19 protein-coding genes are annotated in these 18,505 nt (G+C 51.4%); 8 read left to right on the top strand and 11 right to left on the bottom strand.

All coding sequences use genetic code 11. The annotated features are described in order from the left end of the window. Positions 1–31: 31 nt before the first annotated feature. Entirely contained in the window at positions 32–1,522 is a 1,491-nt protein-coding gene (locus G614_RS0114760; protein ID WP_027642566.1) for a dihydrolipoyl dehydrogenase family protein, read from the top strand. A 128-nt stretch (positions 1,523–1,650) separates the two neighbouring features. Next, entirely contained in the window at positions 1,651–2,244 is a 594-nt protein-coding gene (locus G614_RS0114755; protein ID WP_027642565.1) for an SOS response-associated peptidase, read from the top strand. A gap of 135 nt (positions 2,245–2,379) precedes the next feature. On the opposite strand, the gene G614_RS0114750 is transcribed toward G614_RS0114755, so the two are convergent. Together G614_RS0114750 and G614_RS0114745 are read right to left on the bottom strand one after the other, a co-directional pair. Then, positions 2,380–3,213, bottom strand: a complete 834-nt coding sequence (locus G614_RS0114750; protein ID WP_027642564.1) for a polysaccharide deacetylase family protein — start codon at positions 3,211–3,213, stop codon at positions 2,380–2,382. Next, positions 3,210–4,109 carry a polysaccharide deacetylase family protein gene (locus G614_RS0114745; RefSeq protein WP_027642563.1) on the bottom strand — a complete coding sequence of 300 codons (900 nt, stop codon included), beginning with the start codon at positions 4,107–4,109 and terminating at the stop codon, positions 3,210–3,212. Before G614_RS0114745 ends, G614_RS0114750 begins: the two co-directional genes overlap by 4 nt. Positions 4,110–4,347: 238 nt before the next feature. On the opposite strand from G614_RS0114745, the gene G614_RS0114740 reads away from it, so the two are divergent. The 4 genes from G614_RS0114740 (at position 4,348) to G614_RS0114725 (ending at position 7,021) form a co-directional block, all read left to right on the top strand. Next, positions 4,348–5,262 (top strand): substrate-binding periplasmic protein, encoded by a 915-nt coding sequence (locus G614_RS0114740; RefSeq protein ID WP_027642562.1) that lies wholly within the window; start codon positions 4,348–4,350, stop codon positions 5,260–5,262. A gap of 25 nt (positions 5,263–5,287) precedes the next feature. Next, positions 5,288–5,956, top strand: coding sequence for an amino acid ABC transporter permease (locus G614_RS0114735; protein WP_002573031.1), 669 nt, complete (start codon positions 5,288–5,290; stop codon positions 5,954–5,956). Then, a complete protein-coding gene (locus G614_RS0114730; RefSeq protein WP_027642561.1) occupies positions 5,940–6,662 on the top strand; it encodes an amino acid ABC transporter ATP-binding protein in 723 nt (240 codons plus the stop codon). Before G614_RS0114735 ends, G614_RS0114730 begins: the two co-directional genes overlap by 17 nt. Before the next feature lie 143 nt (positions 6,663–6,805). Next, the gene (locus tag G614_RS0114725; protein WP_027642560.1) at positions 6,806–7,021 is read left to right on the top strand and encodes a hypothetical protein; all 216 of its coding nucleotides are present in this window, start codon (positions 6,806–6,808) and stop codon (positions 7,019–7,021) included. A 151-nt stretch (positions 7,022–7,172) separates the two neighbouring features. Here G614_RS0114725 and G614_RS0114715 read toward each other — a convergent pair whose 3' ends face one another. From G614_RS0114715 to G614_RS0114700, 4 genes are all read right to left on the bottom strand, one after another. Then, the gene (locus tag G614_RS0114715) at positions 7,173–8,474 is read right to left on the bottom strand and encodes a TRAP transporter large permease (RefSeq protein ID WP_027642559.1); all 1,302 of its coding nucleotides are present in this window, start codon (positions 8,472–8,474) and stop codon (positions 7,173–7,175) included. Continuing rightward, the gene (locus G614_RS0114710; protein WP_027642558.1) at positions 8,474–8,974 is read right to left on the bottom strand and encodes a TRAP transporter small permease; all 501 of its coding nucleotides are present in this window, start codon (positions 8,972–8,974) and stop codon (positions 8,474–8,476) included. Before G614_RS0114710 ends, G614_RS0114715 begins: the two co-directional genes overlap by 1 nt. A gap of 14 nt (positions 8,975–8,988) precedes the next feature. Beyond that, positions 8,989–10,014 carry a TRAP transporter substrate-binding protein gene (locus tag G614_RS0114705; RefSeq protein ID WP_027642557.1) on the bottom strand — a complete coding sequence of 342 codons (1,026 nt, stop codon included), beginning with the start codon at positions 10,012–10,014 and terminating at the stop codon, positions 8,989–8,991. Positions 10,015–10,081: 67 nt separating this feature from the next. Beyond that, positions 10,082–12,583 (bottom strand): TIM-barrel domain-containing protein, encoded by a 2,502-nt coding sequence (locus G614_RS0114700; protein WP_027642556.1) that lies wholly within the window; start codon positions 12,581–12,583, stop codon positions 10,082–10,084. A 211-nt stretch (positions 12,584–12,794) separates the two neighbouring features. Here G614_RS0114700 and G614_RS0114695 point away from each other — a divergent pair, with 211 nt between their 5' ends. Further along, on the top strand, positions 12,795–13,634 hold the full coding sequence (locus G614_RS0114695) for an AraC family transcriptional regulator (RefSeq protein ID WP_027642555.1): 840 nt from the start codon (positions 12,795–12,797) through the stop codon (positions 13,632–13,634). Positions 13,635–13,878: 244 nt separating this feature from the next. Here G614_RS0114695 and G614_RS0114685 read toward each other — a convergent pair whose 3' ends face one another. Genes G614_RS0114685 through G614_RS0114670 form a run of 4 tightly spaced genes read right to left on the bottom strand, consistent with a single transcriptional unit; the run spans position 13,879 to position 16,082 of the window. Then, positions 13,879–14,064, bottom strand: a complete 186-nt coding sequence (locus tag G614_RS0114685) for a PspC domain-containing protein (protein ID WP_027642553.1) — start codon at positions 14,062–14,064, stop codon at positions 13,879–13,881. 25 nt (positions 14,065–14,089) lie between these two features. Continuing rightward, on the bottom strand, positions 14,090–14,947 hold the full coding sequence (locus G614_RS0114680) for a hypothetical protein (protein WP_027642552.1): 858 nt from the start codon (positions 14,945–14,947) through the stop codon (positions 14,090–14,092). Between the two features lie 5 nt (positions 14,948–14,952). Continuing rightward, a complete protein-coding gene (locus G614_RS0114675; RefSeq protein WP_027642551.1) occupies positions 14,953–15,765 on the bottom strand; it encodes a DUF1700 domain-containing protein in 813 nt (270 codons plus the stop codon). Continuing rightward, complete coding sequence (locus G614_RS0114670) at positions 15,762–16,082, bottom strand: PadR family transcriptional regulator (protein WP_027642550.1); 321 nt, start codon at positions 16,080–16,082, stop codon at positions 15,762–15,764. The genes G614_RS0114675 and G614_RS0114670 overlap by 4 nt, the downstream gene beginning before the upstream one ends. Before the next feature lie 375 nt (positions 16,083–16,457). On the opposite strand from G614_RS0114670, the gene G614_RS27565 reads away from it, so the two are divergent. Beyond that, the gene (locus tag G614_RS27565) at positions 16,458–17,054 is read left to right on the top strand and encodes an AEC family transporter (RefSeq protein ID WP_242828099.1); all 597 of its coding nucleotides are present in this window, start codon (positions 16,458–16,460) and stop codon (positions 17,052–17,054) included. On the opposite strand, the gene G614_RS0114660 is transcribed toward G614_RS27565, so the two are convergent. Beyond that, a complete protein-coding gene (locus tag G614_RS0114660) occupies positions 17,023–18,411 on the bottom strand; it encodes a sodium-dependent transporter (RefSeq protein WP_027642549.1) in 1,389 nt (462 codons plus the stop codon). The genes G614_RS27565 and G614_RS0114660 overlap by 32 nt on opposite strands. Positions 18,412–18,505 lie beyond the last annotated feature (94 nt).

The following is an 18,505-nucleotide window of genomic DNA, read 5'->3' as shown; positions in this document are numbered from 1 at the left end:
AGAACATAAATGGAAGAGAGGTTAAGTTTATATGGCTGACAAATTTGATTTGGTAGTGATTGGCGCGGGACCGGGCGGATATGAGGCTGCCATCGAAGGGGTTCAAAAGGGAATGAAGGTCGCCCTGGTGGAAAAACGTGAACTGGGAGGCACATGCCTGAACCGGGGATGCATTCCCACCAAAACAATACTCCATACAGCAGAGCTGTACCATGAATTACAGTCAGGGCCATCCATTGGCCTGACGGCCCGGGAACCGGTGGTTGACATGGAGATGGTCCAGAAACGAAAGGATGAAGTGCTGGAACAGCTGAGAAAGGGCATTGCCTCCCTTATGAAGACCAACAAGATTTCAGTCTATTGCGGTACGGGAACCATACTGGACAGGGAGCATGTGAAGGTGGCGTCGGCTGAGGAAAAGTCAGGGGAAAAAGCAGAGGAAAAAGCAGAGGAGAAAGCAGAGGAGAAAGCGGAAGGGAAAGCTGGGGGGAATTCAGAGGAACAATCAGGCGGACAGAAACAGGACCAGGTTGTCCTGGAAACCAGCCATATTCTCATTGCCACGGGTTCCGTGCCCGCATGCCCGCCCATACCCGGCTCATCCCTGCCGGGAGTGGTCACCAGCGACGGACTGCTGGACAAGAAGGATATGTTTGAACATCTGATTATCATAGGCGGCGGAGTAATCGGTATGGAATTTGCGTCTGTGTACAGTTCACTGGGCCATGGAGTGACTGTAATCGAGGCCCTGGACCGCATTCTGCCCACCATGGATAAGGAAATTGCCCAGAACCTGAAGATGATTATGAAGAAAAGAAACGTGGATATCCATACAGGGGCAAAGGTGGAGGAAATCCTTCAGACAGAGGATGGAGCCGGACTTATATGCCGCTATGTGGAAAAGGACAAACCCTGCGAGGCCAGGGCGGACGGCATCCTTATAGCTGCGGGCCGCAGGGCTTATACGGGCGGTCTTATAACGGACGAGAGCAGTCAGGAAGTGAAGGATATGGCCATGGAACGCGGGCGTATAGTCACGGATGAAAAATACGAAACCAGCGTACCGGGCATATATGCCGTTGGCGATGTGACGGGCGGCATTCAGCTGGCCCATGCAGCCACTGCCCAGGGCAGAAGCGCGGTGGCGCATATGGCAGGAGAGGATATGGTAATCCGCACGGATATCGTTCCGTCCTGCGTGTATACCAACCCGGAAATCGGCTGCGTGGGAATCAGCGCAGATGAGGCCAAGGCCCGGGGAATGGAAGCCGTGACAAAGAAGTATATAATGTCTGCCAACGGCAAATCCATTCTGTCCCAGCAGGAGAGGGGATTTATAAAGGTGGTGGCGGACAGCGGTTCACACCGAATCCTGGGCGCCCAGATGATGTGTGCCAGGGCCACGGATATGATCAGCCAGTTTGCGGTGGCTATGGCCAATGAGCTGACGCTGGAGGATATGGCTAAGGTTATTTTCCCGCATCCTACGTTCAGCGAGGGGATATTGGAAGCGGTAAGGTGATGAGCGCTCAGACTGTGTCCCTGCTGAATGCCTGCATTGATTTTTTAGGGTTTGGGTATATAATACAGTAGGCGGATAAAATGCCGCCGCGGGAACTTAATACTCAGGAAAGGGCAGGCAGGAATTTCATGTGCGGCAGATATCATTTCAGCGCGGAATTATTAGATGAGATAAGGGACTTAACAGAGCAGAAGGACTGGAAACTGGAACTGGGAGTGCTGGACCGGGACATCCATCCGGGCGACACGGCGCCGGTCATTGTGGCAGCCGGGGACCAGGGCGGGAGTCTCCGGGTCTGCAGGCAGAAGTGGGGATATCCCGGGCCGGGCGGAAAGGGGCTGGTTTTTAATGCCAGGTCAGAGTCTGTGTTTGAAAAGCGGATGTTCCGGGAAAGTGTGAGCCTGCGCCGGGCTGTGGTCCCTGTTTCATGGTTTTATGAGTGGAATAAGAATAAAGAGAAATTTACATTCACTAAGGAAGGTAGCCGGATTCTGTTTCTGGCCGGATTTTATGGCAGGTATGAGGATGGGGACCACTTCGTCATACTTACCACCCAGGCCAATGCATCCATGGCCCCTGTCCACAGCCGTATGCCTCTGGTTCTTGAGAGGGAACAGGTTAGGGAATGGATTCTGGACAGCGCAAAGACAAAGGAACTGCTGGGGCAGGAACCGCCCCAACTGGCAAGGGACTGTGAGTATGAGCAGCAGACCTTGTTCTGAGCCGTATATGGCATGAATATATGGATTTGATTATCTGAACATGAGGGCGCCTCCTTTTGACACGAGTCTGAAAGGAGGCGCCTGCTGTTTCGTTTTATGGAAGTGGGTAGGGAGCAGTTAAGGATTGAATAAGGTTTATCTGTCAGGCATTAATAAATCCCGGTTCTCCAGCACATACTCCGCCACTGCCCGGTTGGTATCAATCCAGGCCCCATGGGACAGCATATAGCCTATAAGCTCGCTCAGCATGTTTACCCGGCTGGCGCGGCCTATGAACTGGGGATGGAGGACAAAGTTAATCATTCTGCCTTCCGCTGCCAGGGAATCGAATTCATCCTTCCAGATTTCGAGCATTTCCCGGGGAGATTTCAGTTCATATCGTTCCGGGGCAGAATCCGTGTAAAAATCGTATGCGGTATCGTCAAAGATGGAATCCTTGGGAAGCTCCACCAGGGGAACCTGCCGGCCGTCTATGGTATGGATAAAGGGGCCGTCGGAGTCTCTCCAATTGGAGCTGTATATGTAGCCGTGCTCCAGGAACAGTCTCAGGCTGTAATCATGTATCACACCTCCCGGTCCACGGTGTCCTGCAATGGTCTGTCCGGTCAGTTCCTTTATAATGGTCTCGCAGCGGGTCATGGTGGCATCCTCCTCCTCATAGGAAGTGGAGGTGGATTCCTCGTGGAGGTATCCGTGAAATCCGATTTCATGCCCCCTGCGGCTGATTTCCTTTACTACCAGGGGATAATGTTCGGCTATGACGCCGGGAATGAAGAAGGTTGCCTTCACCCCATACACATCCAGCATGTCCAGGATTCTGGGCACACCCTGTTTGGGACCGTATGCGCCCCGGGATAAGTTGGTTATATGGTCATGGTTGCCATCGCCTCTGGTGGTCCACATGGTCTCTGCGTCCAGGTCAAATGCCATCATGACAGCGATACGCTTGTTGTCAGGCCAGGTCATCATACGGCGGTACCTCCTTTTGCAGGATTCCCCTGATTGGTTTCTGCCTGTGCCAGTACATACCGCGCCGCCTCCTCACAGGTGGTAATCCAGGCGCCGTGGCGCTTCATATAGGCAATGAAGTTTCCCAGGGCGGCAATCCGGCTGGCGCGTCCTATCATCTGGGGATGGAGTTTTAGGATGAAAATTTTATTTCCCTCTTCCGCAAGGCCGTCGAACTCATCCTTCCAGTTTCCGAATACTTCGCGGTTGGTATACATGGAGCGCACGGCAGGGTCGCTGAAGGTAAAATAAAAATAGGTAAAATCATCCATGGTAATGTCACACGGCAGCTCCACCAGCGGAAGGACCTGTCCGTCCTTTTCCCATAGATATGCCCAGTCGCAGTCCTTCATGGAAGAACTGTACAGGTAACCGCGCTGTGCCAGCAGCTCAGGGGTAAATGGATGGATGATGCTCTCCGGGCCCCTGTGTCCCACGGGACGGCGTCCCGTGATGCGTTTCAGTATAGTCTCGCTTTTTTCCAGTATTTCTGTTTCTTCTTCCATGGATATGCCGCGGACGGATTCATGCATATATCCGTGGCAAGCGATTTCATGGCCCCTGGCATGGATGGATTCCACCTGGGCAGCGTATTTTTCCGCAACGATTCCCGGTACAAAGAAGGTGGACTTGATATCATGTGTGTCCAGCATATCCAGACACCTTTTCAGACCCTCGTGGGGGCCGTACTGGCCGCGGGAATAATCCGTGAATCCGATGGAGGTGCCTTTGGAGGCGGCCCTGGACATGCGCAGGTATTCTGCGTCAAAGTCAAATGTGACCATGACAGCAATCCTGGCGCGGCCGGGCCAGGTTATGGCAGGTCCGTTTGTCCTGCCGTCTATTTCATATGACATGGTAAATTGCTCCTTTTATTCATTTCTGGTTTTCATTATAACATGGACGGGAGGTAAGTCAACTAAGGGGATTAACGGGTTGGAAAAATCCTGGAATCTATTGAATCTGATGTATATTTATGCTATGCTTATGCAAGTTCTTCCTTGTATGAATGCCGGTCAGGCAGAGGGAAGGGATAAGGTTTGCAGAAAGCAGACTTTTTATTTTTATATACATATAACAGAGAGGAGAATTATTATGAAAAAAATTGCACTATTGCTGTGCGCTGTTCTGACAGCAGGCGCACTCACCGCATGTTCCGGCGGAGCGGATGCCACCACGGCCGCTGCACAGGCAGCCACCCAGGAGGCCGCGGACAAGGGTGGGGCAGGTAAGGACGCGGCGGATACTGCGGCAGCCGGCGCTGAGGATAAGTCAGAAGCAGGAGAGAATCCGGCAGACACTGCGGCCGGGAATCCATTTTCCGGCAAGACCGTGAAGGTGGGCTGTTCAGCTACCTTTGTTCCCTTTGAATCCATCGAGATGGCGGCAGACGGAAGCAAGACCTATGTAGGTATGAATATTGATATTGTAAAGGCAGCTGTGGAGAAGAACGGCGGTCAGGTGGAATTTGTGGACATGCCCTTTAAGAGCCTGATGGCTGCTATCCAGGCAGGACAGATTGACTTCTGCAGCGGCGGTATGGCGCCCACAGCAGAGAGGGAGAAGACACTGGACTTCAGCGAAATCTTCTTCTATCCAAGAAATGCCATTGTGTACAGGGCAGAGGATAATTACCCGGATTTGGATTTTCTGAAGGGTAAGAAGATTGCCTATGTATTCGGCACCAACTACCAGCAGGTAGCGGAGAGTGTGGAAGGCGCGGAGACCGTTGGCATCCAGGGCAGCCCTGCATGTATCGAGGAAGTAAAGAGTAAGAGGGCCGACGCGTGTATCGTTGACGGCGCAGGCGCAACAGAGTTCTTAAAGAACAACGAAGGTCTTAAGCTGAGCCTTATGGATAAGGTGGATGATGACTGTTTCGCCATCGGTTTCCCGAAGGAATCCCCTTACTATGAGACATTTAACAACACATTGAAGGAAATGATGGAAAACGGAGAACTGGATGAAATCATCGCAAGTCATTTAAGCGAACAGTTCATCTTAGATTAAGGAAATGTAAAAAGGGGCTGCGCATATGAAATTAGATTTTACCAGCGTTTGGCAATATTGGCCATTCCTATACCATGGAGCACTGCTCACCCTGAAGATTACGGCAATCTGCGCCGTGCTGGGGTTTTTGCTGGGCATCGTACTGGCTCTTGTTAAAATCAGCAAATATAAACCTCTCATATGGTTCGGAAGGTTTTATACATCCATCTTCAGGGGAACGCCTCTCCTGGTACAGCTGTGTATTGTCCATTTTGGACTGCCGCAGCTGCTGGGATTCACACTGACCACCACCCAGTCCGGAATCCTCACATTTACACTGAACTCCGCAGCCTATGTCTCCGAGATATTCCGGGGAGGAATCATGGGGGTGGACAAGGGACAGTATGAGGCGTCCATGTCCCTGGGGATTGGCTACGGGGACATGATGAAGGACATCATCATTCCCCAGGCCGTGAAACACATTCTTCCCAGCCTGGTGAATGAGGCCATTGCCCTGTTAAAGGAGTCTTCCATCCTGTCCTACATCGGTGCGGTGGAGCTCTTAAGGGCCGCGGACCAGATTACGGTCCTGACCTTCAGGTTCTTTGAACCCTACCTGGTCATTGCCGTTATTTACTACGTATTTGTCATGATATTGTCGGCAGTTGCCAGCCGTCTGGAAAGGTGGGTGAACAGAAGTGATAGAGTTTCGTGATGTGCATAAAAGCTTCGGAAACCTGGAAGTATTAAAGGGAATCAACCTGAATATTGAGAAGGGCCAGGTAGTTACGCTGATTGGTCCCTCCGGATCCGGCAAGTCCACCATCTTAAGGTGCATCAACCTGCTGGAGAAGCCCACCAAGGGGCAGGTGTTCATTGACGGTACGGATATTACGGTTTCAAAGGCCGATATCCAGGCAGTCAGGAAGAACATCGGCATGGTGTTCCAGCACTTTAACCTGTTTCCCCATATGACGGTCATGGAAAATATGACCTATGCCCCCGTGAAGGTGAACAAGATTCCCAAGGACAAGGCGGCAGAAAATGCCCTGGAGCTTCTTAAACTGGTGGGACTGGTGGAGAAGGCGGACGCCTATCCGGGAAAGCTGTCCGGCGGCCAGAAGCAGAGAATCGCCATCGCCAGGGCCCTGGCCATGGAACCGCAGATTATGCTGTTCGATGAACCTACCAGCGCTCTGGATCCTGAGATGGTAAAGGAGGTTCTGGAGGTCATTAAGAACCTGGCTCATACAGGAATCACCATGGCTCTGGTAACCCATGAAATGGGATTTGCCAGGGAGGTATCGGACCGCATCTGCTTTATAGACGACGGACAGATAGTGGAGGATGCCAATCCCGATGAGTTCTTTAAGAATCCCAAGAGCGACAGGGCCAGGGGATTTTTGGAGAAGGTGCTGTAGAGAAAGCGTGGCTAAGTACGGGATAGAGGATACGGAAAATAGTAGATACTATAGAAGCAGACAGCGGGAAACGCGGGCATTCATGCCCTGCGGTTTTCCGCTGATACGTTTGCTGATTCGATTTTTATATTGAAGAGAAGTACATGAGTAAACCAAAGACAAAATGTATCATGAAACCATTGGCTGAACTGACGCTGCTGGACCGTTTCCTGTTTGCCTGTGCCATGGAGGATTCGGAAATATTGGAGCTGATGTTATCCATTGTTTTGGAAAAGGAAATTGAGCTGATAAAACAGCCTCAGTCGGAGCGGGAGTTGAGAACAGCGCCATGGCTGCGTTCCATCCGCCTGGATGTGTAATATATGCAGGAATGGGAAGAACGGGCGTATCAGCTGCAGGAGGCCAGGGAGGAAGGCCGGATGAAAATTTCAACATAACAACAGGCCGCCCGGGCGCAAAGCTCAGGCGGCCTGTTGTTATGTTACATATAAAATTCGTCTTATCATTTTCCTAAATTAATCCCATCAGGCTCGGAATACCCAGTGAAATCGCCGGTATATAGGTAACGGCCATAAGCAGGAGGAACAGTACCGCAAAGTAGGGAAGCAGGGTTCTGGTCACCTGTTCGATACTGATTTTGCTGATACCGCAGCCCACGAACAGTACGGAACCAACAGGAGGCGTGATGTTGCCCAGGCACATATTGAAGATTAACATGACGCCGAACTGAATGTCAGTCATTCCTAAACTCTGGGCGATAGGAAGGAAGATAGGCGTGAAAATCAGGATAGCCGGTGTGATATCCATGAACATGCCCACAACCATCAGGATTATGTTCATCAGCAGCAGAATCACGTATTTGTTGGTGGAGATGGACATGATGCCCTCGCTGATGGCTGCCGGGATTCCTGAGTATGCCATGACAAAGGACATGGCGGAGGAAGCGGATATTAGGAACAGGATGATGCCGCTGGTGCATGCGCTGCTTACCAGGATTTTCATGAAGGACTTCACTGTAAGGCTCTTGTAGCAGATGGAAAGAATCAGGCAGTAAAGCACGCAGATACCTGCTCCCTCAGTGGCTGTGAAGATGCCTCCCACGATACCGCCGATAACAATGATGATGAGCAGCAGGCTGGGGATGGCTTCCAGCGTCACTTTAACGGCTTCCTTCATGGGCGTGCGGCCGGATACCGGATATTTATGCTTTTTGGCGTAAATGAAGGCCACTACCATGGAGCCAACGCCCATCAGGATGCCGGGAATGTATCCGGCCATGAACAGGGTGGATATGGACACGCCTCCCGCTACCGTGGAGTACACGATGAATGCGCTGGTAGGGGGAATCAGGAGTCCGGTTGGGGCTGAGGCAATGTTGACTGCCGTGGCAAAAGCAGGGTCATATCCCTCATCCTTCTGGATGGGGTAGATACAGCCGCCCATGGCAGATGCGGCTGCTACGGAAGAACCGGACAGTGCGCCAAAGAGCATGTTGCCCACGATGTTGGCCTGGGACAGGGAACCTGGAATCCAGCCCACGAACAGCTTTGCAAAGTTTACAAGGCGTCTGGCGATACCGCCGTTATTCATGATGTTGCCGGCCAGTATGAAGAGGGGGATGGCAAGCAGGGAGAAACTCTCCACGCCGCTGTTCATTTTCTGCATGGTGATGAATGTAATCTGGTCCCAGGACAGGCTGGAGATGGCAGTTACGATGGATGCGATTACGATGCTGACGGAGATTGGGCAGCTGAGGAACAGCAGGATGCCAAATACCGCAAACAGAATGACTGTTGTAAGTCCGATACTCATTACTCATTCCCTCCTTCGATGGTGATTCCGGTTACATCCTCGTAGATATTGATAATCTGTGCCAGGATGATGAACAGTCCGGAGATTGGCGCCATGGCATATACCAGGCTTCTGGGAATCCCCAGCAGCGCGGAGAATACCTTCCGGGCGCTTAATGCCAGCTTGAATCCGCCTATGGTGATGACAAAGATGGCAAAGAGCAGAATCAGCACATCGATGACTGTCATCAGAATCCGGCGGCCTGCCGGGCTTAAGCTGTCACGCACCAGCATCAGGCACATGTGCTCCCTGGTGATAAAGGCATAGGCAGCTCCGATGAAACCGGTCCAAATCAGTAAGTAGCGCACCAGCTCCTCGGTAAAGGCAGCCGGGCTGTTGAGCACGTAGCGTGTAAATACCTGGTACAGGACCAGAAGGGTCATGACGGACAGCAGCGCAGTGGCTATGCCGGCCAGAAGACGGGTCATCCACTTTCTGATGACAGATAATATTTCATTCATGTGATTACCTCCCTTTATTCTACCGAATCAATGATGTCAAGCAGCTCCTCCACACCCGGATACTGTGCGCAGTATTCGTCAATCATACCGCTTGTGGCCTGGCGGAACGCATCCTTGTCAACATCATTCACGAATTCCACTACCATCTGGGACGTTGCTTCCTGAATGGCCACATCAATGGCGGTATCCCATGCAATCTTGTGGCTTTCGGTGGATTCGTGGGCGGCTTCCAGGATGATTTGCTGGTCTTGCGGGCTGATGGTCTTCCATATCCTGGCGCTCATGACCATTACATCAGGAATCATGGCGTGCTGGTCCGTGGAGTATACCTTGCAGATTTCACCGTGCTTACCGGTGGTAAGGGCTGTTTCATTGTTCTCAGTGCCGTCGATGATGCCGGTCTGAAGAGAGGTATATACATCGCCGTAGGACATGGCTACCGGGATGCCGCCTAAGGCCTTCATCATATCAGTCTGGGATTTCATGTCCTGTACACGAATCTTCAGACCCTTTAAGTCAGCCGGCGTGCGGATTGCCTTGTTCTTGGTGTAGAAGGAACGGGCGCCGGAGGTGTAGTAGGTCAGGGTTACGAATCCGTCATCTGAGGAGGACAGGAAGAAATCCTGCATCTGATCGGAATCCATTACATGATAAAAGTCTTCCGTATCGTCAAAGATATAGGGAAGGCCAAAGGCGTGATAGGATTCATTGTAGGTGGCAAGGCCAGGTGCGGATACCTTTGTCATGGAAATGACACCGGCCATCAGCTGCTCCATATTTTCATTCTCGGAACCCAGCTGGCCGTTTGGGAGGATGCGGACCTGGATTCTTCCGTTTGTCCGTTCCTCCACCGTGTCTGCAAATTTTGTCATTGCAATATGTACCGTATGGGTCTCGCTGAGGCCGTGAGCCAGAGTAAGCACCATCGGGTTTTCCGCGGTGGCCTCCGCGCTGGTCTTAGCGCCGCTCTGGGCACATCCGGTGAGCCCCAGTACGGCCAGACTCAAAGCCGCTGCCATTGCTGCTGCAAATTTTTTCATTTTTAGTATCCCCTTTCTATGTAGCAGCTTCCCCTCTGTAAGCGGGAGGGGAAGCGCATGCTTATCTTTACATACCAATCAGGTCAAACTGCTCAAAGGACACAATCACCTGATAATCCTTCTTAGGATTAAGGTACTTAATCTGAACGGACTTAAGCCTCTGGCTGTAATACCATCCGCAGTCCGCCTCCTCGAATTTTCTCCTGTGGAGGAAATGAGGAATGGTTTCGCCGTCCGCCTTGACCCAGTAAGGCGCTTTCTCACGGTGTATCATGTCCAGATACAGCGTCTTTACGGCTGTCTCATAATGGCCTTCCTGATGGAAATTCAAAACAGTGCGTTCTCCTGCCGTCATGGTTATGGATGTCTTCAGATAGCCTCCGTTCTCATAGTCCATGGAAATGCCGTCGTCCTCATAAAGATCGAACCGGCCGTCCCTGCCAGCCGCACACAGGATTCGTATGTGCTCTGCCTGCTGGGTCTTTAAGTTATCAAGCCTGTCTTCCGCCATGGGAATGATGGCTCCGCTTCTCACGAACAGGGGGATGGACCCCAGGTCCACAGGAAGCTCGACGGTGCGGCCGCCCTCATAGGCAGTCCTTGTATGGAAATCGTAGAAGGTCTCGCCCTCAGGCAGGTATACCTTCCTGGAGGCGGCGCCCTTTTCAACTACATTGGCCACCAGCAGGGAATCTCCGAACATGAAGTCCACACCCTCCTCGTAACACTTCACATCTTCCTGGAATGCACTGCACATGGGTTCCATGATGGGAAGTCCTGTCTCATGGGCCCGCTCCATCAGTGAGTAGAGGTAGGGACTTAACTGATAGCGCAGCCCGATAGCCTTCCGGATATAATCCGTACAGTCACCGTACATCCAGGGCTCAGTCACCGTGTTGTCGGTGTTGGTGGAGTGGATGGAGAAACGCGGCTGGAATATACCGTTCTGAATCCAGCGCACCATAAGCTCTGCTTCCGGCGACGGTCCGTAGAAGCCGCCGATGTCGCAGCCCTGGTTGGCTACGCCGGAAAGGCTCATGCCCAGGATGGTTGTAATGTTGTATTTTAAGGAGTCCCAGCAGGTCAGGTTGTCTCCTGCCCAGGTCTGCGCATAGCGCTGGATGCCGCAGTGGCCGGAACGGCACACGATGTATGGGCGGGTGTTGTCAAAGGTTTCATGGATAGCTTCATCCGTGATATGGCACATGATGTTGGACATGACGGATTTCAGCTGTCCGATGGTACCGCCCTTGCCCTCAAAATCACAGCGGCAGTCCTTGTCCACTAGGCTGTCATATTCGCAGTTGTCGTTCCACACAGAGCTGGTGCCGTATTCCAGGACATTTTCCTTAAGCATTTCCTTCCAGCAGGCCCGGGCGGAGGGTTTGGTAAAGTCAGCGAACACGCCCTTTCCGCCCCACCAGGTTCCGATGCCAGGCTCGTCGCTGTCGCTGGCTTTTATAAACATGCCTTTGGCCTTCATCTCGTCCAGCTTGGGATGAATCAGAAGGATGCCCGGCTTTACGTTGGGGGACACGGATACGCCTCTCTTATCCATCTGCGCAAAGAATTTCTTAGGATCCTTGAAGCGCTTTTTATTCCAGGTAAAGACGCAGCGCTTGATGCCTTTGTCCGTTTCCACGGTGCAGTAGCCGGAGGAGAGCTGGAAACTGTCAACCGGTATCTTCTCTTCCTTTGTGGTGTCGATAAAATCCAGGATAGCGTCGTCACAGTCCTCATCCAGTTCCGGATAATACATGGAGGAACCCAGGTATCCAAGGGCATACCGGGGAAGCATGGCTGATTTGCCGGTGAGGTCCGTATAGCGCTCCACGACCTGACGCACGGCGGGGCCTGCAATGAGGAAGAGGTCGATGTCGCCGCCGTCTGCCCGGTAACGGCTGTGGGGCTTCCAGTAGTTGCTCTTCTCACGGCCCATGTCAAAATCGCACTCGTAGGTGTTGTGGTAGAAATACCCCACTGCCTTCCTGGTGCCGCGGTTTAATTTTATGTAAAAAGGGATATGCTTATAAAGTGAGTCGGTTTCCTTGGGGTTGTATCCCATGGCGTCCTTGGGGCTCATACCCATGAATTTCTGGGCTTTGTTGAAGTCGCCGCTCTTCTCCCCAAAGCCATAGAAACAGTCTTCCGGTGAAATCTCGCTGGTGTGAATCCGGCGGTGGTTGCTGTCCTCCATATAGGCAAGGTCCACGATATCGGCGTGAAGCAGGGTGCCCTCTTTGTCATACACGCAGATGCGAAACGGGTCCTTCTCCACCACTACCTTCAGAATACGTCCCTCAATTACTGCCTCCCTGCCCCCGTCCGACAGGACTGCGTCCGCCGCTTCCACCCGCGTTCTGCGGCCCTTCAGGAAATCATCCATCCGGTCTTCCCATGCAGTCATCACAAGGCTGTAGGATTCCTCCGCGAAATCGCCGTCAAACCCGGCCCTGATACGCAGGATGGAATCTGTCAGAAAAAGAATGCGGATTTCCACACTGTTGGTCATCACTGAAAAGTAACTCTCCTTTTTGGTGACCGTGTAAGCATTCGTACAAACCTTCATAAATTGTTGCCTCCTTGTTTTATTTCAACCGGTTTTATGTTATTATCATATAGAATTAAGGCCGCCTAAACTAGACAATATTTGCAGTGTTATGGCGGAAATTAAACATATCTTGCTGTATCAATTTGGAAGCACTATGATGATTACGTGTATTTTATACCTATAGAAATATGGGACTTGGATATATGTACCAAAGAAAGGGGGAAACAGATTGATAGACCAGGCTGGAATCATGATGGCTCAGGGAAGGAGCATTGCCAGCGAACGCATACAGGGGGTCAATGACAATATGTCAAAGTCCCATTATCACGATTATTTTGAATTGTATTATCTGGAGGAAGGGGAACGGTTCCACATCATTGAGGACCGTCTCTACTGCATTCATCCGGGAGAATTCCTTATATTTTCCCCGTATGTGATGCATCATTCCTACGGCCAGAAGAATGTGCCTTTTAAGCGGCTTCTGGTGTATTTTTCCAGGGAGGAAGTGGACTCCAAGCAGCTGTTAAAGGTGCTGGAACAGGGAACCGGGGTATATAAGCCGGACCATCGGGAAAAACAGGTGGTGCACCGCATGCTGGATGACCTGCTTAAGGAACAGAATGATCCTCAGGCTTATCATGGGGACTATATCCATACCCTGTTAAACATGGCATTACTGACCATTGCAAGAAAAATTCGGACACCGGTGAAGCCGGAAAAGCGAAACCGGATAACAGATGTAATCAGGTATATCCATCAGAATTACCAGGAGGACATATCCATAGACCAGCTTGCCCAGATGTCCTATGTGAGTCCCTACTACCTGTGCAGGGAGTTCAAGCGGTATACCAACAGCACCATCATCCAGTATGTGAACGTCACACGGGTCATGAATGCCCAGAGGATGTTCATGGAAACGGATAAGAATATCACGGAAATCAGCCGGGACACAGGATTCTCCAACATCACTCATTTTAACAGGGTGTTTAAGAAGGTTATGGGTATGACGCCATCTAATTTCAGGAAAATGTATAAGAAGGAGGCCGGACACGGCAGAAGGATGATTTGATGTGGTCCGGCCCGGCGGGGAACGGACCAGGTCCGCAGGATTACCAGCAGGGCAGCCCCATTCGGGACTCAATATGCAGTTTTGCATCCTGTCGGCCCTCTGTTACAGGGGGCTTATCATTAACAAAAAGCCGGCATGTTTTATGCTTCCGTATGGCTGCAGCTCCCGGAGTAGGCGGAAGGTTAACCGGCGGCGGATGCCGGATATCGGGGGACGCCGGGATGCAGCGGCGGATGTCCCGTCCTTAGTTTGACGCCAGGGGAATGATGATGGCGGCCACAAAATAAGCTATGATTCCCGGGCCGGAGCAGGCAAAGATAGCCCATATGAGGCGGACGATGGTGGGGTCAATGTTAAAATATTCTCCTATGCCCCCGCATACTCCGCAGAGCATTTTATTTATATTTGAACGGTATAATTTCTTATCCATAATTCTATCTCCTTTTCTGTAGTGCCTATAAGGTATGGTCAAAGTTCACAGCAATGTTTCCTACGCCGCATTCCAGTTCCATGGTGTAGGGAGCCTTATTGTTGATGTGAGTCTCGTGGGAAAGCATGGTGTAGTGATCAGCGCCCAGGTTAATGCTGCCAACGCCGCACTCCACCTTGTAATTGTACCCGGTCTGGGAACCGATCAGGTTCAGGGTTACATCTCCCACCCCTGTCTCGACTTCCACATCCCCGTTGACAGTGCCTGAAAATGTAATAGCGCCTACGCCTGTGTCAATCTCCAGTTTGGAGGTGGTGACGCCGAGGACCGTGCACTCTGCGGCGCCCATATCCAGGGACAATTTGTCAAGCTCATATCCGGCCGGAATCAGAATCTCGATTCGGGGAGCCTCATTCCCCCGGCTGCGTCCTGATTCCCTCTTAATCTTCAGGGTGGATTCATCCATATAGCACTTTGTGCGGTCATAGATATCCTGCACATTGACCTGGATTTGGGAAATGCCCTCTTTTTCTGAAACGCGGATTGCCCCTTTGTCTATATCCACATCCAGTTTCCCGGCCCGTGCATATGAGGGATCGGATATCATGCTTATCTGTGAAGGGCCGTGGGTGCGGTCTGTGTCATCCGGGTCATCCGGGTCATCCCGGCCATTCCAATTATCCCAGTCATCCCGGTCATCTTGCCAGTCATTGCCCCAGCGGACCAGCCGCGGCATGTGGTTGTGCCATACCCTGGAGACCAGGCGTGACGGCAGGCTGTTTGTATATCGTCCTCCCATGGCGGCTGAGACAGCAGTGATGCCCAAACCAAGGAGAAGGAGTATCAGTCCGGTGACGGCGCATATTTTTACAAATCTCTTCATTTTTATTACCTCCCTCGGTGAAGCAGGCGGCTAAGCCCATTGACGATACTTCGTATGACGAAAGGGACGAACCTTCCGTAAAACAGTACGGAAAGGGCCAGGCACAGGGCACCGGCGCCCAGAAGGATTAATCCTGTGCCGGAGGTCATGAGTCCGTCCAGGGGATGGGAAAACATGTGGAGCACACCATAGGGAAACATAACGATTCCGCCCAGGAGAACTGCAAAGGTGGTGGCTCCAAGGGTCACCAGGATGGCTGCCAGAATGCCCAGGATTCCCGCGGCCAGACCCAGCAGACCGCCGCCAACGCCCAGGAACAAGGGAAAGGCCACAATGATGAGGACAGCCCATAATATGAGTTTTATCACCTTGCTGGTCCTGGGCGGAGGCGTCTGGGAAGTACCATTGCTCCCTTCTGTATAAGTCTTCCCTGGTTCCTGGTCAAAACTCTGCTTCTGGTTAAAGCTCCGCTTCTGGTTAAAGCCCTGTCTCCTGCTGTAGTTTCCCTGCCCGCCGTTCTCCCGCTCTTCCGGCAGGTCCAGACGCTTTGCCATGGCATAGCCGGGGTCCCGGAACCGCTCATCCTGATATCCCTGTTCTGTGAATTCGCCGCCGTCCTCCAGATGTCCGGCTATGTCAGCGCGGATGATGGCGGCAATCCGCTCAGGGCTTCCTAATTCCTGTATGACCTCTGCTTCCTTATCAGGGCCGGCCTCTTCAAAGTAATCTGTATAGTATTGGACGGCATCGTCCTTGTCTTCATCCTGGATGTCCTGCAGAAGATATGCAAGCTCCTTCATAAACTCATCCCTGGTCATAGCTTTGCCTCCTTAAATATCTGGGATATCTTCCGTGAATAAGTTACCCATTCCCCCCGGTATAAATTCAGCTGTACCCTGCCTTTTTCCGTCAGCCTGTAATATCTGCGGTTCCTGCCGTCAATGGCCATGTCATATACTTCCAGGCAGTCCTCCTTCTGGAGGCGTCTCAGCACCGGATATAAGGTGGATTCAGAAACATCGATGGCCTGCCGGACATCCTGGGTGATTTTATATCCATAAGTCCCTTCCGCATCCTTAGAGACAACTGCCAGCACAATGGCGTCTAAAAGTGCGGAACCAGTGTTAAATATCATAAGCACCCCTCTGCTCTAAAGACAATATTATTAGTTACATTATATTATACAACATATAATATAGTCATACTATACAGCATATAGTATTGTATGTCAACACAAGAAATTAAAAAGATTCTGTTATATTTTCTTAAGCCTCTTTAGAAACTATTTAGAAATCAGTCAAACTTATGACACAAATAGCCGGTATACTATAAAACATAAACAAGCAGTCAGAGCTTTTAATATAGATACCATACATAATAAGCCGGTGGGATTGGCAGAGGGCCTTTCTTGCCGGCTCAACCTAATTTATGGAGTTATCATTGAAAATAAGAGAGCCTGTCTTCCGTTATCATTAATATCTTTAACCCATGTCTCATCATATCCGGAGTATTGAATAAGAAAATCACATACAGTCCTCACATGGTAGCAGAGAACCTGGTTCTGGTGGCCGTGTTTTTCCTGGTGCTCATTCTCCTGAGCAGGCTGTTCACAAAGATTATGAGGCTTGAGCCGGGGGAGGTGAACAGCTACCGTCTCATGATGATATTTCCCAATCTGGGGTTCATGGGGATTCCGCTGGTGCGCAGCCTGTACGGGGAGGAGGCTGTGATATTCGTGGCTTTTTATATTGTTGGTTATAATCTTCTGGTCTATTCTTATGGCATCCTTTTGGCTATGGGGACAAGAGATGATATAGGAAACGCAGGAAAGGGCGCAGCAAAACGGGCCGGGCTTCCCTGGAAGAAGATGCTCAATATCGGAATGGGCGCCTGTATCATGGCAATTCTTATATTTGCTTTTCATATCCGGGTGCCGGAGCCGGCAGCTGTTTTCGTGGACAGTATGAAACGCGGCAGTGCCCTTATCCATGATGACAGTGGGAATCATGGTGGCCCAGTCGGATTTAAAGTCCCTGCAATGGGACGTGGAATCCGTCATTTACAGAATGGATTTTTCAGGACAGGCCCTGTCCGCGTCCAACCGTAAAATATAATATGACCACAATAACCACCGGAGCCAGGAACTTTACCAGGAAGGCCCACAGGCGCTTACTGGCCATGCTGTGGCCTGAGGCTTCAATTTCTTTTGAGGCATTTTCTGTTCCCCATACCCATCCCACGAAGAGGCAGAAGCACAGGGCTCCCAGGGGAATCATCAGATTGTCAGTGAATTTTTCCATGACAGCATTCATGGGGAGATATTGGACGCCATTGGTAAAATCAAACCACGGCAGCTTTATGTCCATGGCTCCCTGTGACAACGAATAGCCTGCGCTTAAGAAAGACATGGGAATCACAAGAAGCAGGGTTGCTTTCAATCTGGAGAAACCGAATTCTTCCGTAAGCCATGCGATGCAGCTCTCAAGGATGCTGATGGCGCTGGTCAGGGCTGCCACGAACAGCAGGAGGAAGAAGGCAAAACCGAAGAACACGCCGCCGGGCAGCCGGCTGAACACCTCAGGAAGGGCCATGAAGGCAAACCCGCCTCCCATGCCCATGGCTTCGGGACCAGCCGTGATATAGACCACAGGCACGATGGCAAATCCGGACAAGAGGGCCACAAGGCTGTCCAAAATACAGATACTGCCGGCGCTTTTGCCCAGGTTCTCTGTCCTTGGCACATAGGAGCCATAGGTCACCATGATGCCCATTCCCACGCTGAGGGAGAAGAAGGCCTGGCCCAGGGCGGCCACCACGGTTCCTCCGTTGAATTTTGCGGGGTCCACGGCCAGCATATATTTAAGGCCTTCGGCAGCTCCATCCAGGGTTATGGCATAGATGACAATTCCGGTTAACAGCACGAACAGGCCGGGCATTAAAAATTTACTGACCCGTTCAATTCCTTCTGACACGCCCCGCACAACCACGTAGATACACAGAAGCAGGAAGGCAGCGCCCCATATGAGCGGTTCTACGGGCCGTGATATGAAATCTGCAAAATAAGCGGAAAATCTGCTGCTGTCATTTCCAAAGGCACTGAAATCCGCCCCGGTAAGGTACACTGCAATGTATTTCATCACCCATCCTCCCACCACACTGTAGTAGGACATGATTACAAACAAGGTCAGGACGCCGATGCCTCCGGCAAAACTCCAGCGCGGGTTCACCTGGCGGAAGGCGCCCACTACATTTTTCTGGGTGCTGCGCCCGATGGAAAGCTCTGCCAGCATGACCGGGAATCCTACCAGCAGGACAATCAGGGCATAACAGATTAAAAACGCCCCGCCTCCTCCGGCGGCCACCTTTCCAGGAAATTTCCATATATTTCCCAGTCCCACAGCACTTCCTGCAGCGGCCAGTATAAAACCTATGTTGCTGGCCCATTGGCTTCTTTTATGTTCCATTTTCAAAACCCCTCCATTATATCCATTAGAAATTCCGGCCGTATACCGGGAAAATAGCCCAGTTTATTCTATCACAATGACCTGGCACCGTCCA

This window comes from [Clostridium] clostridioforme AGR2157, assembly GCF_000424325.1.
Lineage (GTDB): Bacteria > Bacillota > Clostridia > Lachnospirales > Lachnospiraceae > Enterocloster > Enterocloster clostridioformis_A.
Note: the sequence above shows the minus strand (reverse complement) of the source record. Positions and strands in the feature narration are given on the sequence as shown.